Below are 15,565 nucleotides of genomic sequence, written 5' to 3'. Positions count from 1 at the left end.
CTGTGGGGAGACCGCGCCGACCCTCCTTGCCCTTGCTTGTCACTACCGCAGGCGGTGCCGGGTCCCGTAATCCTCAGCCGAAACCGCCTCTAAATCTGTTCACTTCTTTCTTGAGCAGCATTTCGCCGCTCCTGAGGGTTCGCGGGCGTTACCGTCCGAAGACGGAAGATCCGCCCCACTCACCATCAGTTGATACGATCGACCACGTAATCGGCCAGCGCGCGAAGGCGCTCGGCGTTACCCAGCGATTCACTGGCCTTGTGAGCATCGGCACGCAACTTCTCTGCGTAGCCACGTGCCCCGTCCAGCCCCATCAGCGACACGTAGGTCGGCTTGTCGTTGGCGGCATCCTTGCCCGCCGTCTTGCCGAGCGTCGCCGAGTCGGCCGTCGCGTCGAGAATGTCGTCCACCACCTGGAATGCCAGCCCGACCGCCGCGGCGTAAGCGTCGAGTGCGGCGCTTTCGTCGTCCGACAACGCGCGGCCGCAGATCGCGCCCATACGCAGCGAAGCCCGCAGCAATGCGCCGGTCTTCAGGCGATGCATGTTTTCGAGTTGCGATTGCGTGAGCTTGATGCCGACGCTTTCCAGATCGATCGCCTGACCGCCGGCCATGCCGAGCGCACCGGAGGCCACCGCCAACTCACGGACCAGCGCGAGCGATTGTGCCGCACTCAGGTCCGAAGTGGCTTCACCGAGCAACGCGAACGCCTGCGTTTGCAGCCCGTCGCCGGCCAGCAAGCCGGTGGCTTCGTCATATTGCACGTGTACGGTCGGCTTACCGCGACGCAGATCGTCGTCGTCCATGCACGGCAGATCGTCGTGCACGAGCGAGTAAGCGTGAATCATTTCCACCGCGCTGGCCGCCCGGTCGAGCGCCGCTTCGCTGGCCTGCGTCACTTCGCCAGCGGCGAAGCAAAGCAGCGGGCGCACGCGCTTGCCGCCACCGAGTACTGCGTAACGCATCGCGTCGTTGAGTCGTGCCGAGCCGCCATCGGCGGCCTTGGGCAACGCGGCGTCGAGCGCCTGTTCTACACGAGCCTGCACAGCCTGCATCCAGGCCTTGATATTCTGATCCGCCATCGTCTTCATCCTGCACGTACCGGTTCGGCCGTGCGTGTTTTGGGTCGCCATGCGGCGTAATTCTGACGTCTCGAACGTCTCGGACACCTCGAGCGTCGAGAACGCCTTTTATTCGTCGCGGTCTGCGTCGAGCGGCTTCAATGTTTCGCCCTCGAGCACCTTGACCTGCTGCTCCACCTTTTCGAGCAAACCTTGGCAGTATTTCACCAAGGCCGCGCCGCGCCGGTATGCCCCCAGCGATTCCTCCAGACCCAGCTCGCCCCCTTCCATCCGGCCGACGAGCTGTTCTAGCTCGGCGAGTGCGGCTTCATAGGTTTCGGGCAGGTCTTGCAGCACCTCAGGTGCCGCGTCTTGCGACTTTGCAGTCTTGGCCATAAACGCAAAATTCGGGTCGAATGTTCCATTTTACGGCAAAAGCGTCTCGGCTCGCAGAGCGCGAATCGCTTCAAAAGCGCAAGTGACGACATTTTTCGGACAATATTTAACGCAAATCATGGACTTAGCGGCCGCTTGACGCGCATACCGGGTATAATCATCGGTTCCCCTAAATCGATTTTTCGATGGTTGGGTTGTTCACTGCTTTCCAAGCTCGACGGGAGTGGGAATGTCCAATCTAAGCAGCGCATTGCAATTGAAACCGGCCTCGAGCCAACTGCCGGTCTACACGTACTTCGACGAGGCCCTGCTGGCCCGCGAGCGTGAAGTCCTTTTCCAGCATGGTCCGCGCTACGTGGGCCATGAATTGATGATCCCGGAAGCCGGCGATTATTTTGCCCTTCCGGCCGAGCAGGAAGGCCGCATGCTGGTCCGCAACGGTGCGGGCGAGCACGGCGGCATCGAACTGCTTTCCAACGTCTGCCGCCACCGCCAGGCGGTCATGCTCAATGGCCGTGGCAACGCGCGCAACATCGTGTGCCCGCTTCACCGCTGGACTTACGACACGAAGGGCGAACTGCTCGGCGCGCCGCATTTCCCGGAAAAGCCCTGCCTGAATCTCAGCAAGTTCCCGCTGCAACGCTGGAATGGCTTGCTGTTCGAGGCAGAAGGCCGCGACGTGCAGGCCGATCTCTCGCGCCTCGGCGTGAAGCACCATCTCGACTTCTCGAATTTCATGTTCGATCACGTCGAAGTGCACGAATGTAACTACAACTGGAAGACGTTCATCGAGGTTTATCTCGAGGACTATCACGTCGTGCCGTTCCACCCCGGCCTCGGCAGCTTCGTCTCGTGCGAAGACCTGAGCTGGGAGTTCGGCGACTGGTACAGCGTGCAGACGGTTGGCGTGCATGAAGGTCTCGGCAAGCCGGGCAGCCCGATTTACCGCCAGTGGCACGACGTGCTGCTGCGTTACCGCGAAGGCGTCCCGCCCGATTTCGGCGCGATCTGGATGGTGTACTACCCCCATCTGATGATCGAGTGGTATCCGCATGTGCTGGTCGTGTCGTGGCTGATTCCGCGTGGCCCGCAGAAGACGACGAACATCGTCGAATTCTATTACCCCGAGGAAATCGCCCTCTTCGAGCGCGAATTCATCGAGGCGGAACGGGCGGCGTACATGGAAACGGCACGCGAAGACGACGAGATCGCCGAGCGTATGGACGCCGGACGCCGCGCGTTGTACGAACGTGGCGTATCCGAAGTCGGCCCGTACCAAAGTCCGATGGAAGACGGCATGCAGCACTTCCATGAGTTTCTGCGACGCCAGATGGGCGATTTTTGAGCCATTGCCCACAAAATCTCATCTGGTGAGACAGCCATGTCGCGCACGAGAGACTGAATTAAATATTTGCCGAAATAAGTGAATACGGCGGGCCACGTGCCCGCCGTTTTCGTTAGAATCGTCGCCATGCTTTCGACAAATACCGGGCGACGAAAGCATCAGGAGACGCAGAGCTCTGAGGAGACAACCGCACGCCAGCACGGCCACCATTATGGCCGCATGACTTCTGCATCGCTCCCCTCGATCTCGCCTGCCTGTCTCTCCCTGCGCCATCTGGTCAGTTACGCGCAGATACGCTCCCGATAGCTTCTCATTGCCGACTCGTCGGCCACAATTCGCCATGCAATCGCTCTGGATGTTGGTCTCCGCCTTCATGTTCACGTTGATGGGGCTCTGCATCAAGCTGGCGGCAAACGAATACAACACCGGCGAAATCGTCCTTTACCGCAGCCTGATCGGCGTCATCGTGCTGCTGGTGATTGCAGGGATGCGCGGCCAGACGATCCGCACGCGCCACTTCGGCTCCCACGTCAAACGCAGTACCGCCGGCGTAATCTCGCTCGGGCTCTGGTTCTACTCGCTCACCCAGTTGCCGCTCTCGACGGCCATGACGCTCAACTACATGTCGCCGATCTGGATCTCGCTGATCGTGATGGCGACGGCGGCCATGCGCGGCAGCCTGCGCACCGATTTCCGGCTGGTGGCGGCCATCTTTGCGGGGTTTGTCGGCGTCGCGCTGTTGTTGCAGCCCACGGTCGACAGTCAGGCATGGGGCGGCGGGGGCGCCGGTGTGATCTCCGGCATGTTCTCCGCCATCGCCTATATGCAGGTGAAGGATTTAGGCGCGGCCGGCGAACCGGACTGGCGCATCGTCTTTTACTTCTCTGCCGGGGGCGTCCTGCTGGGGTTGGGCTGGGTGGCCATCGAAGGCTTGCACCCGCTGACTTGGCGCGGCACCGGCCTGATGCTGGCCATCGGCATCGCCGCACTCATTGCACAAACCGCACTCACACGGGCGTTCAGCCTCGGCAATACACTGGTCACCGCGAATCTGCAATATTCCGGCGTAATCTTCGCTACACTGATCAGCATGCTTGTCTGGGACGATTGGCCCGCGCTGGCTGGCTGGATCGGCATGCTGCTCATCGTGGCGAGTGGCATGACCGCCCTGCGCCGGCCCACGACCACTTCCTGAGTGGCCGTCGCGGCTTCGCCCGCCTTCCCCCACGCCCGCCTGCGGAGACGTCATGGTTCACACCCACTTCACCACGCTCATCAGCCCGCAAAATCTTGACGCACTGATGCAAACGGCCGCCGGTGGCGGCGCCCCCGTGATCATCTTCGATTGCCGCTTCGATCTCGCCAATCCGGCGGCCGGTGAAGCCGCTTACGTCGAGGGACATATCTTCGGTGCCTTTTACGCGCATCTCGAGCGTGACCTGTCCGGAAAGCCGACGGGCAAGAACGGCCGTCACCCCTTACCCGATCGCGACACGCTGATACGCCATCTGGCCGCGTGCGGCCTGTCGAAGGGTCAGCAGGTCGTGGCGTATGACGCACAGGGCGGCATGTACGCCGCCCGCCTGTGGTGGCTGCTGCGTTGGCTGGGGCACGAGTCGGTGGCCGTGCTCGATGGCGGTTTGCAAGCATGGGAAAGCGCTGGCTTCAAGCTCGACGCTGCCCCGCCTGAAGCCCCGCCCGAAGGCGACTTCACGCCGGGTGAGCCATTGGCCACGACCGCTGACGCGGCCGCGATCGAGCGCAACCTCAGCTCGCATGAGCGTCTGGTGATCGATGCCCGCGCACCGGATCGTTATCGCGGCGAGAACGAAACGATCGATCCGATCGGCGGACATATCCCGGGCGCGGCGAATCGATTCTTCAAAGACAACCTTGGCGCGGACGGCCGGTTCAAGTCTGCCGCGACCCTGCGTGAGGAATTCATTCAGGTCATCGGCAAGGACCGCCAGCCCGAGCGCGTGATTTCGCAGTGCGGCTCAGGTGTGACTGCCTGCCATAACTTGCTCGCGATGGAAGTCGCCGGTCTGCACGGCGCCAGCCTGTATCCGGGATCGTGGAGCGAGTGGTGCGCCGATAAGCGCCGCCCCGTATCGACAGGCGCGCAACCCTGAGCCGGGTGATGTCGATACCGGTTCGGCCTTGCTGAACGTATGAATGAAAAGAGCATCCCTCGGGATGCTCTTTTTACTTTGCGGCACACCGGCGCCGCGAAAGGATCATTCGACTACTGCCCCGCCGACTTCCCGGCATCGTGCCCGCCGACCAATGCCAGCGCACTGCCACCGCCGTCGTGATCATGCCCGTGACCATGCTCATGGTCGTGACCGTTCAGCCAGACCACCAACGCAAGCCCGACAGCGATCAGCAGGATCTGCGGCAGAGCGTCCCGTGGCGAAGTGCGGCGTTGCATCTGCGGCATCAGGTCCGATACGGCGATGTAGATGAAGCTGCTTGCCGCCAAGGCCAGCAAGTACGGAATCAGGCTCTGCAAGCGGTCGAGCATGAAGTAGCCGAGCACGCCGCCCGCCAATGCCGTCAGGCTCGACGCCAACGTGAGCACGAGCGCCTTGCGACGTTTGAACCCCGCGTTGAGCAGCACCATGAAATCGCCCAGCTTGTGTGCCACCTCATGCACCGTGATCGACACGGTGGCGGCCACGCCCAGCCGCGGATCGGTCAGAAACGCCGCCGCGATCACCACGCCATCGGCGAAATTGTGGATCGCACTGCCCACAAGGATCATCCAGCCACCTTTGCCGGCCTCATGCGCGTCGTGGCCGTGCTCGTGATGATGCCCGTCGCCCTCGTGATGATGGCTGTGACGCAGCAGCGCCAGTTTCTCCAGCAAGAAGAAGCCAAGCAGACCGCCGAGCAGCCAGCGCGTGATGACGTGCGCATCGACGTGCGACTCCAGACTCTCCGGCAGCAGATGCAGCAACGCCGTGCCGAGTAATACACCCGCCGAGAAGCTGACCATCTTGTCGATAAGCCGCGACAGCAGGCCCAGCGAGAGCGAGGCCGCACCGGCGAGACTCAGCACGCCCGAGGCAAGCGTGGCGATGAAAATGAAAACAAGCGTGGCGTCGATGGTGGTTCTCCCGCAGGCAAGCCGGCGATTTAACCAGCTTTTCCGCTGGCAGGCAAACCATCGTCGCTACGCGCCCCGATGGCTTGCCCCGCCCGATGCATGGTGCACGGTGTGGCCGGATGTCGCCCGATGCGCAGGCGGATCAGGCTACGCCATGCTTACGGAACCATTCCAGCGCCTTGGCCCAACCTGCCTTGGCATCGGCTTCCACATAGCTGGCACGGTAGTCGGCGAAGAACGCGTGGCCCGAGTTCGGGAACACCACCAGTTCCGAGGCCTTCGATGCCGCGTTGCCCTTAGCAAGGGCCGCACGCGCCTGTTCGACGCTGGCCACCGGAATGCCGGTGTCCTTGCCGCCGTACATGCCGAGCAGCGGCGCATGAAGCTGGCCGGCAATGTCGATCGGGTTGCGCGGAAAGCTGGCGCTCGGTTCGCCCACGATACGCCCGTACCACGCGACAGCGGCTTTCACGTTCGGGTTGTAGGCGTCGTACAACCAAGTAATACGGCCGCCCCAGCAGAAGCCCGTAATCCCCAGACGCTTCTCGTCGCCGCCATTGGCCATCGCCCACTTCACCGTGGCGTCGATGTCGGTCAGCACTTGCTGATCAGGCGTCTTAGAGACGATCTGCGACTGGATTTCGGCGATGGTGCCCAGCGATTGCGGATCGCCGGCGCGCGCGAACAATTCCGGGGCCAGTGCGAGGTAGCCCAGCTTGGCAAAGCGGCGGCAGATGTCGGCAATGTGCTGATGCACCCCGAAGATCTCCGAGACCACGATGATCGTCGGCAGATGCGTCTTGCCCGCCGGCTTGGCGTAGTACACCGGCATCTTGATGCCGGGCACGTCCAGCATGACCTCGCCCGCGTCGAGCCCTTGCGTGTCGGTGGTAATGGTTTCAGCCGCCACCGGCAGCACCGCCAGTGCGAATGCCGACCCGACGGCCGTCTTCAGAAAATCGCGCCGGTTACGGGGCGCCACTTCGGGCACGAGACTATCCAGATCTGCTTGCGACATGTCGCACTCCACGAGAAGAGCCGTAGGTAATGGAAACGGAGGAAAACGAGGGGAAACGAAGAAAAACGACGGAACGGACCCGAGCAGTCCTGAACCGTCGCTACGCGCCACTGATTCCGGGCGCGACAGTACGTTCGGATATTACTAGAAAGCGTGCAGAACTTGCACTCGGAGAGAACCCCGCCAGCACTCGGAAGTGTCTGAATTTTGATCCGAATCTGGCGAGGCCGCGGCGACGATACGGCCAGACAAGGCCGCATCTGCCGCATCCGCCATGTTGAACAACGTTAGTGGAGTTTCACGCGCGGCACGGTCGATCGACGCAGGCGGTTTGCCACGGTGTCGAGCATCATGCGCCACACGCCGTGCAGCGCCGCCACGTGCATGCGATAGAGCGACGTGTACATCACCCGCGCGAACAGGCCCTCGATGAACATGCTGCCGCCGATGAGCCCGCCCATCAGGTTGCCCACCGCGCTGAACTTGCCCAGCGAGACGAGCGAACCGAAGTCACGGTAGGTGAACGTCGGCAGGGTCTGCCCCTTCAAGCGCGCGTCGATCGCCTTGACCAGAAAGCTCGCCTGCTGGTGAGCAGCCTGCGCGCGCGGCGGGACGAACCCGTGATCGGGCCACGCGCAGCTGGCGCAGTCGCCAAACGCGAAGATGTCCGGATCGGTCACGCTTTGCAGCGTCGGCTGCACTTCGATCTGATTCAGGCGGTTGACTGCGAGCCCCAGCGTGCCAAGCACGGCGGGTGCCGTAATGCCCGCCGACCACACGGTGATATCGGCCGGCAACACTTTGCCCGCCGTGGTCGTCACCTCGTTCGGGCGCACTTCCGCGACCGAATCGCCACACAGAATGTCGACATCGAGCTTGCCGAGCAGGCCGGCCACTGCGCTCGACACCCGCTCCGGCAACGCCTTGAGAATGCGCGGACTCGATTCGATGATCGTGATGCGCACGTCCTTGCGCGGGTCGAGCTTCAGACCGTACGAGCGCAACACTTCAGCGGTGTTGCGCAGTTCCGCCGACAGCTCCACGCCCGTCGCACCCGCGCCAACGATCACCAGATTGACCTTGCGGCGATCCTCGGCGCTGATGGTATTGCTCGCAGTCACCGGCGTACTCAACAACGCCCCCGCAGCCGCCTCTGGCGACACCGCATCGGCAGGCGGCGTAACCACCACAGACGCGGCAGACTCGGCAGCCACCGGCGCCTGCGCCGCATTCTGAGCACGCACGCAGGCCGCCATCAAGCGACGGCGGAAGCGCTCCGCCTGTTCGACGGTATCGAGTGCGATGGTGTTTTCCTGCGCGCCCTTCACGCCAAAGAAGTTGGTCGTGCTGCCGATGGCGAGCACCAGCGTGTCGTAGGGCAGCGTCCGCTCGGGCAGCAAATCGCCCTCCCCTTCGTCGGCCGCTGCCGGGAGCGCAGCGAGCCGGATCGTTTTCGCCGCGCGATCGAGACCAATCATCTCGCCGGCAGCGAATTCGAAGTGATGCCAGTTGGCTTGCGCAACGTACGAGAGCTGATGCGTCGCCGTGTCCATCACGCCGGCTGCGACTTCATGCAGCAGGGGTTTCCAAATGTGCGACATCGAACGATCGACCAACGTAATCTGAACGTCCTTGCCACGCCCGTACTTGTCGCCCAACCGGGTAACAAGCTCCAGACCGCCGGCACCACCGCCGACCACCACAATACGATGCACACTCACGATAACTCCCCGTGCTTGGAAAACCGTCCGGCCGGTCGGCACTTGTCCGCCCGGCAATAGCGATCACCTTACCGCAGAGTGCGGTCATAGGGTATGGCTCAATCCCTATTTCCGCTATTGCGCAACCGTTGCAAACCCCTACCGGCCCATTGCTGGGCTCATGTTGAGCCCATACAAACGCCTTCAAACGCCATGTAAAACCGATTCAAAAGCCGCTTAAAACTGATTCAGAAAATCAGTGCGCCTGTTCCCAGTTCTCACCCACGCCCACCTCGGCCACCAGCGGCACACGCAGCTTCGCCACGCCGCACATCAGCTCCGGCAAGCGCTTTTTGACTTCTGCCAGTTCGTGGTCGGGCACTTCGAGCACCAGTTCATCGTGCACCTGCATGATCTGACGCGTCTGCAAACCGCTGTCGTCGAGCCAGCGCTGCACGGCAATCATCGACAGCTTGATCAGATCGGCGGCCGTGCCTTGCATCGGCGCGTTAATGGCCGCCCGCTCGGCCGCCTGACGGCGCGGCCCGTTGCCGCCGTTGATATCCGGCAGCCACAAGCGGCGGCCGAATACCGTCTCGACAAAACCGCGCGCCTTGGCGCTCTTACGCGTCTCGTCCATGTAGCGCGCCACACCCGGATAGCGCATGAAATAGCGGTCGATGTATTGCTTGGCCGCGTCGCGCTCGATACCGAGGTTGGCCGCCAGACCGAACGCGCTCATCCCATAGATCAGGCCGAAATTGATCACCTTGGCGTAGCGGCGCTGCTCCGACGACACTTCGAGCGGCGTCACCGCGAAGATTTCGGCCGCCGTAGCACGGTGGATGTCCTCGCCATTGGCGAATGCGCGCAGCAGGCTCTCGTCGCCCGAGATATGCGCCATGATGCGCAACTCGATCTGCGAATAGTCTGCCGACACCAGTTGGCTGCCCGGCGGCGCAATGAACGCCTCGCGAATACGGCGCCCCTCGGCCGTGCGCACCGGAATGTTCTGCAAATTCGGATCGTTCGACGCAAGACGTCCGGTGATGGCCACCGCCTGCGCGTAGTTCGTATGCACGCGCCCAGTGTTCGGGTTCACCATCTTCGGCAGCTTGTCGGTGTAAGTCGACTTGAGCTTGGCGAGGCCGCGGTTTTCCAGCAGCACCTTCGGCAGCGGATAGTCTTCGGCGAGCTTCTGCAAAACCTCTTCGTCGGTCGACGGCGCGCCGCTGGCGGTCTTCTTGACGACAGGCAGTTGCAGTTGCGTGAAGAAGATGTCGGCGATCTGCTTGGGCGAATTCAGATTGAACGTCTGGCCGGCCAGCGCGTAGGCCTCGGCTTCAAGCGTGACCAGTCGTCGACCGATTTCGTCGCTCTGTGCCGCGAGCCGTGCCGTATCCACCAGCACGCCGTTGCGCTCGATGCGTTGCAGCACGCGTGCGGTCGGCATTTCGATATCGGCGTAGACGAATTCAAGCGTCGATTCGCGCGCCAGATCCGGGTACAAGGCGCGGTGCAAACGCAGGGTGATGTCGGCGTCTTCGGCGGCATACTGCGTTGCCTGCTCCACGCTGACTTCGTCGAAGCCGATCTGCTTCGCGCCCTTGCCGCACACGTCTTCGTACTTGATCGTCGTCACACCCAGATGGCGCGACGCGAGGCTATCCATATCGTGGCTGCGGTGCGATTCCAGCACGTACGATTCGAGCAACGTGTCGTGCGCAATCCCATTCAGATGGATGCCGTAGTTTTCGAGCACATGGGCGTCGTACTTGAGGTTCTGCCCGACCTTCTTGTGGGCAGGATCTTCGAGCCAGCCCTTGAGGCGCGCGAGCACTTCGTCGCGCGGCAGTTGTTCGACTTCGCCCGGTGCGCGGTGAGCGACGGGAATATAGGCGGCACGGCCCGGCTCGGTCGAGAACGACAGGCCCACCAACTGCGCCTGCATGGCGTCGAGCGACGTGGTCTCCGTATCGAACGCAGTGAGTTCGGCAGCTTCGATGATCTTCATCCACGCGTCGAACTGTTCCCACGTGAGCACCGCTTCGTAGTGGCGCTCAAGGGTGTCGGCCTGAGGCGCGGGGGCGTCCTCGCCGGCCTTCACGGCGACGGCTGCCTCGGCCTCGCGCAGCAGCGTCTTGAAACCATGGCGTGCGAAGAAATCGCGCAGCGTTGCCGTGTCTTCCGGCTGGGTTTGCAAGCTGGCTTCGATGGAAGTCACTTGCGGCGTGAGATCGCAATCGAGAGCGACGGTCACGAGTTTGCGGCCCATCGGCAGCCAGTCGAGCGCGCGGCGCAGGTTCTCGCCGACAGCGCCCTTCACTTCCGCCGCGTTCGCCACCAGATTGTCGAGGTCGCCGTATTGCGTGAGCCACTTCACGGCCGTTTTCGGGCCGCACTTGTCGACACCCGGCACGTTATCGACGGTATCGCCGACCAGCGTCAGGTAGTCGACGATGCGCGCGGGCGGCACGCCGAACTTGGCTTCGACCGCCGGGGCGTCGAGCGTCTCGTTCGTCATCGTGTTCACGAGCGTGACGCGATCGTTCACCAACTGCGCGAGATCCTTGTCGCCAGTCGACACGACCACGCGCATGCCAAGCTCGGAGGCGCGTTTGGCCAGTGTGCCGATCACGTCATCGGCTTCCACGCCGTCGATCATGAGCAGCGGCCAGCCCATGGCACGCACCGCTTCGTGAATCGGTTCGATCTGCACGCGCAGGTCGTCGGGCATCGACGGACGGTTCGCCTTGTACTCGGGGTACCAGTCGTCGCGAAACGTCTTGCCCTTGGCGTCGAAAACGCAGGCGCTATACTCTGCATGTACATCTTTACGCATGCGACGCAGCATGTTGACGATGCCGTGGAGCGCGCCCGTGGGCTCGCCATTGGGGCCGCGCAAATCCGGCAGGGCGTGATAGGCTCGATAAAGATAACTCGAACCATCGACCAATAAGAGCGTCTTACCTTCCAGACTTTGCTGTTCCGACATATGACCAAGAGAAGAAAAGTGATACCGAGTCTGCGCATGCTGGCAGACCATGAGCGCGCCACAGCCAAGAAGGCGCGCGCGTCGTGGCAGATGTTCACGATTATGGCAGAGTTCATTGAGGCGACCGAGTACCTGTCCGAGATCCGGCCGGCCGTGAGCATCTACGGCAGCGCGCGCATCAAACCCAAGTCGCCGTTCTACAAACAGACGATGACCATCGCCCGGAAGTTCTCCGACAGCGGCTTTGCGGTGATCTCCGGCGGCGGCCCCGGCATCATGGAAGCGGCCAACAAGGGGGCGCACGGCGGTGCCTCGCCGACGGTGGGCCTGAATATCGAGCTGCCGCACGAACAGAAGGGCAATCAGTATCAGGACATCTCGCTGCGTTTCCGGCACTTCTTCACGCGTAAAGTGACGTTCGTGAAGAACTCGGACGCCTTCATCATCATGCCGGGCGGCTTTGGCACGCTTGACGAGTTGTCCGAAGTGCTCACGCTCATCCAGACGCAGAAATCGCGCCACGTGCCGGTGATTTTGGTCGGCACGGAGTTCTGGAAAGGGTTGCTCGACTGGGTGCGCTCGACGATGCTGCCGATGGGACTGATCGGCGAGAAGGATCTCGATCTGGTGCAGGTCATCGATGATCCCGACGAGATTCTCAAGGCCGTGTTCGACTTTTACGACGGACACATCGAGCCCGAGACCGAGACGAGCGAGAAGATGTTCTACCTGTAACGCTCCCCCGGAAGCTTCGATACTTCAAAAGAAAACGGCGCCGAAAGGCGCCGATTCTCGTTCTGCCGATCTAATCGGACCGCTGCCTCAGCAGCTAGTCTCGCGCGGCGTGGCCTCGACTTCCAGCCCGAAGAACGGACGCAGACGCGTGCCGAACACGTTGCCGAAGAACGCCGCCACCAGCCACAGCCAGCCGTGCAGACTGCCCGAGATGATGCCGCTGAAGTACGCGCCGATATTGCAACCGTACGCCAGACGCGCGCCATAGCCGAGCAGCAAACCGCCCACGACCGCCGCGAGCAGCGAGCGAACGGGAATCTTCCAGATCGGGGCGAACTTGCCGGCAATCGAGGCGGCAGCCAGCGCGCCGAGGATGATGCCGATGTCCATCACCGTGGTGACGTCCTGCGCGACCGGCGCATTCAGCACAGCCGTCTGTTTGGCCCAGTACGGCCACGACGCCACATCCACGCCCATCGCCATGAACGCCTTGGCGCCCCACAGCGCGAACGCCGACGTCACCCCCCAAGGACGACCGGCCAAGGCCAGCGTTGCAAAATTCAACAGCACGAGCGCCAGCGCACCCCACAGCAGCGGCCACGGACCGCGCAACAGCGCCGGACGGCCCTTGGCGCTTTGCGTCATCGGCACACCGACCACACGCCCATGACGGCGCTTCTCGGCCCACAACGTGAACGCGCCGATCGCCGCGAACAAGGCGAGATTGGCGATCAGTGCCGGCCACAGGCCCCACACCTTCACCAGCGACACCGGCTTGATGTGCGGCAGCGATTCCCACCACGGCAGGTGCGCCGTTGCCACCACCGAGCCGACGATGAACGCCGCGAGCGTGACGATCATGCGCGTGCTGCCACCGCCCACGGTATAGAGCGTGCCCGATGCACACCCGCCGCCGAGCTGCATGCCCACGCCGAAGATAAACGCCCCGAAGGCCACCGAGACGCCTACCGGCGAGACCAGCCCCACGACCTTGTTGCCGAACAACGTCCCGTCGGCCAGCGCCGGGAAGAAGAGCACGACGCCGACGGCGAGCATGACCATCTGCGCGCGCAACCCGGCGCCGCGACGGTCGGCGATGAATACGCGCCAAGCCGACGTGAAACCGAATGCGGCGTGATAAAGCGCAACGCCCAGCAACGCACCCACACCGGCAAGGGCAGCCTGTTTCGGGCCAACCGTGGCTTGCAGATAGGCGATGCCGATGGCAATCAGCACCAGCGCGATGGCGAGCGGACGTGCGTTATACGACGTAGGGGACGACGGCGAAGGGGGCGCCGTTTTGACGGCGGCCGAGGCGGCGGAAGACGACATGGCTTGCAAACTCCGAAAATGCAGATGGGTGGCACCGGGCCACCCATTAAGACAACTTCGCAGCATGCCAGAACCCTTCGCCCCGGAAAACGAACGAATCGTGATTCCCTTATAAGCTCAGGTAATAAGCAAATCGTCGCAAGGCACTTCGGTTTCACGGCGCGGTACGGGCACCGGTGTGATTAATTGTGAAGAAACACGCCGAAACTGCCTGAACGCAAGCAACCACGGTGCTTGGCGCCATATTTCACGATGCGGAGTAAGGCACGTTTGATAGAATGCACATATTGGAACCCATGGCGTCGGCACGCTGCACAGCCGCCTCGACGCGGATGCGTTCCCGCCCTCGGAGAATAATGATGAAAACGCTCTTGTCACGCGCCCTCCCCCTGGCCCTTGGCGCCAGTCTGCTGTTCGCTGGTCAGGTTTTCGCGCAGGACGCCAACGAGACTTCCGCGCAAGCCGCCAAACGCGAAGCCGACGCGCGCGCTGCGGCCACCAGCACGTCGACGGTCGACGTCAATCAGGAACGCAAGCCGAGCTTTTACGTCGACGACAAGGGCACCACCGTGACCGAGTACCGCGATCGCGGCAAGCCCACCGAAATCGATGTGCATTCGCGCTTCGGCACGAATTACCAGCTAACCACGCCGCAGGACAATGCGCCGAAGATCCGCGATAACACGTCGCAAACCGATCGTCTGCCGTCTGTCGGCCTGAAGTTCTGACACCTGCGCAGGGGCCTCTGCCGAGACCTCTGTTATCCTGCCCCACTCACCGCTGCCACGCGGGCGCCAACGTTTTTCGCCCGCGCCGCAGCTTTCGCCAAGCGGCCCGTTGCACGTGCGCGGGCCGTTTGTTTGAGTCTTATCCACCCGACGCACGCATGGCCGTTTTCACTTCCGTCTCGCCCGAGCAGCTCGATCAGTGGCTGCAACGCTACGATTTGGGGAAAGTTCTCGACTTTCGGGGCATCAGCTCCGGCATCGAGAACACCAATTACTTCCTGACGACCGAGCGTGGCGAGTTCGTCCTGACGCTGTTCGAGAAGCTCACCGCCACGCAATTGCCGTTCTATCTGCAATTGATGGGGCATCTGGCCCACCACAGCGTGCCGGTGCCCGACCCGATTCCGAATCGCACGGGTGAGATTCTCGGTGAACTGAACGGCAAGCCCGCCACCATCGTGACCAAGCTGGCAGGCCGTTCGGAATTGGCGCCTACGCCCGCGCACTGTGCCCACGTCGGCGCCATGCTCGCGCGCATGCATCTGGCCGGGCGCGACTACACGCTGGAGCAGGCCAATCTGCGCAGCCTGCCTTGGTGGCGCGAAGCGGCCCCGGCGGTCAAGCCGTATCTGAGCGCCGCAGAACTCGCGCTGCTGGAAAGCGAGATGGCGCATCAGGAAGCGTTTTTCGCCAGCGACAACTATCGCGGCATGCAGGCGGGCCCGTGCCATTGCGACCTGTTCCGCGACAATGTGTTGTTCGACAAAGACGAAGATGGCGCACCGCGTCTGGGCGGCTTCTTCGACTTTTACTTTGCCGGCTGCGACAAGTGGTTGTTCGATCTTGCCGTGACCGTCAACGACTGGTGCTGCGATCTGACGACGGGTGTGCTCGACGACGCCCGCGTGCACGCGATGCTGCGTGCGTATGAGACCGTGCGCCCGCTCACCGACATCGAGGCGTCGCACTGGCGCGACATGCTCAGAGCAGGTGCGCTGCGCTTCTGGCTCTCGCGCCTGTATGATTTTCATCTGCCGCGCGCGGCCGAGATGCTGAAACCGCATGATCCGGGGCATTTCGAACGAATCCTGCGCGAACGCATCGAAGCCGTTTCCATTCCCTGGCTGTGACCCGACGCCCAATCGG

13 protein-coding genes are annotated in these 15,565 nt (G+C 62.6%); 6 read left to right on the top strand and 7 right to left on the bottom strand.

The features are described from left to right. Nucleotides 1–185: 185 nt before the first annotated feature. Nucleotides 186–1,091: a polyprenyl synthetase family protein gene (locus PIN31009_RS16680; RefSeq protein ID WP_150791009.1), complete on the bottom strand. Its 906-nt coding sequence runs from the start codon at nt 1,089–1,091 to the stop codon at nt 186–188. Nucleotides 1,092–1,190: 99 nt separating this feature from the next. After that, the gene (locus PIN31009_RS16675) at nt 1,191–1,457 is read right to left on the bottom strand and encodes an exodeoxyribonuclease VII small subunit (protein WP_150791008.1); all 267 of its coding nucleotides are present in this window, start codon (nt 1,455–1,457) and stop codon (nt 1,191–1,193) included. A 229-nt stretch (nt 1,458–1,686) separates the two neighbouring features. On the opposite strand from PIN31009_RS16675, the gene PIN31009_RS16670 reads away from it, so the two are divergent. The 3 genes from PIN31009_RS16670 (at nt 1,687) to PIN31009_RS16660 (ending at nt 4,934) form a co-directional block, all read left to right on the top strand. Then, on the top strand, nt 1,687–2,802 hold the full coding sequence (locus PIN31009_RS16670; protein ID WP_150684719.1) for an aromatic ring-hydroxylating oxygenase subunit alpha: 1,116 nt from the start codon (nt 1,687–1,689) through the stop codon (nt 2,800–2,802). 340 nt (nt 2,803–3,142) lie between these two features. Continuing rightward, complete coding sequence (locus PIN31009_RS16665) at nt 3,143–3,997, top strand: DMT family transporter (protein ID WP_150791007.1); 855 nt, start codon at nt 3,143–3,145, stop codon at nt 3,995–3,997. 52 nt (nt 3,998–4,049) lie between these two features. Continuing rightward, nucleotides 4,050–4,934, top strand: a complete 885-nt coding sequence (locus tag PIN31009_RS16660; protein ID WP_150684720.1) for a sulfurtransferase — start codon at nt 4,050–4,052, stop codon at nt 4,932–4,934. A 113-nt stretch (nt 4,935–5,047) separates the two neighbouring features. Here the strand turns inward: PIN31009_RS16660 and PIN31009_RS16655 are convergent, their stop codons facing one another. From PIN31009_RS16655 to polA, 4 genes are all read right to left on the bottom strand, one after another. Then, nucleotides 5,048–5,911, bottom strand: a complete 864-nt coding sequence (locus PIN31009_RS16655) for a ZIP family metal transporter (RefSeq protein WP_150791006.1) — start codon at nt 5,909–5,911, stop codon at nt 5,048–5,050. Between the two features lie 142 nt (nt 5,912–6,053). Continuing rightward, entirely contained in the window at nt 6,054–6,929 is an 876-nt protein-coding gene (locus tag PIN31009_RS16650) for a dienelactone hydrolase family protein (RefSeq protein WP_150791005.1), read from the bottom strand. A 287-nt stretch (nt 6,930–7,216) separates the two neighbouring features. Continuing rightward, nucleotides 7,217–8,644 (bottom strand): NAD(P)/FAD-dependent oxidoreductase, encoded by a 1,428-nt coding sequence (locus tag PIN31009_RS16645; RefSeq protein ID WP_174997254.1) that lies wholly within the window; start codon nt 8,642–8,644, stop codon nt 7,217–7,219. 241 nt (nt 8,645–8,885) lie between these two features. Further along, the gene (gene polA, locus PIN31009_RS16640) at nt 8,886–11,624 is read right to left on the bottom strand and encodes a DNA polymerase I (RefSeq protein WP_150791003.1); all 2,739 of its coding nucleotides are present in this window, start codon (nt 11,622–11,624) and stop codon (nt 8,886–8,888) included. Here polA and PIN31009_RS16635 point away from each other — a divergent pair, their 5' ends adjacent. Beyond that, nucleotides 11,625–12,359 carry an LOG family protein gene (locus PIN31009_RS16635; RefSeq protein ID WP_150684724.1) on the top strand — a complete coding sequence of 245 codons (735 nt, stop codon included), beginning with the start codon at nt 11,625–11,627 and terminating at the stop codon, nt 12,357–12,359. Nucleotides 12,360–12,446: 87 nt separating this feature from the next. On the opposite strand, the gene PIN31009_RS16630 is transcribed toward PIN31009_RS16635, so the two are convergent. Further along, complete coding sequence (locus tag PIN31009_RS16630) at nt 12,447–13,691, bottom strand: YeeE/YedE family protein (RefSeq protein ID WP_150791002.1); 1,245 nt, start codon at nt 13,689–13,691, stop codon at nt 12,447–12,449. Nucleotides 13,692–14,050: 359 nt separating this feature from the next. On the opposite strand from PIN31009_RS16630, the gene PIN31009_RS16625 reads away from it, so the two are divergent. After that, complete coding sequence (locus PIN31009_RS16625; RefSeq protein ID WP_058377960.1) at nt 14,051–14,419, top strand: hypothetical protein; 369 nt, start codon at nt 14,051–14,053, stop codon at nt 14,417–14,419. 158 nt (nt 14,420–14,577) lie between these two features. Beyond that, nucleotides 14,578–15,549 (top strand): homoserine kinase, encoded by a 972-nt coding sequence (locus tag PIN31009_RS16620; RefSeq protein ID WP_150791000.1) that lies wholly within the window; start codon nt 14,578–14,580, stop codon nt 15,547–15,549. The last annotated feature ends 16 nt before the right edge of the window (nt 15,550–15,565 follow it).

The sequence above is a fragment of the Pandoraea iniqua genome, from assembly GCF_902459685.1.
GTDB classification, from domain to species: domain Bacteria; phylum Pseudomonadota; class Gammaproteobacteria; order Burkholderiales; family Burkholderiaceae; genus Pandoraea; species Pandoraea iniqua.
This window is presented reverse-complemented; position numbering and strand designations above follow the sequence as displayed.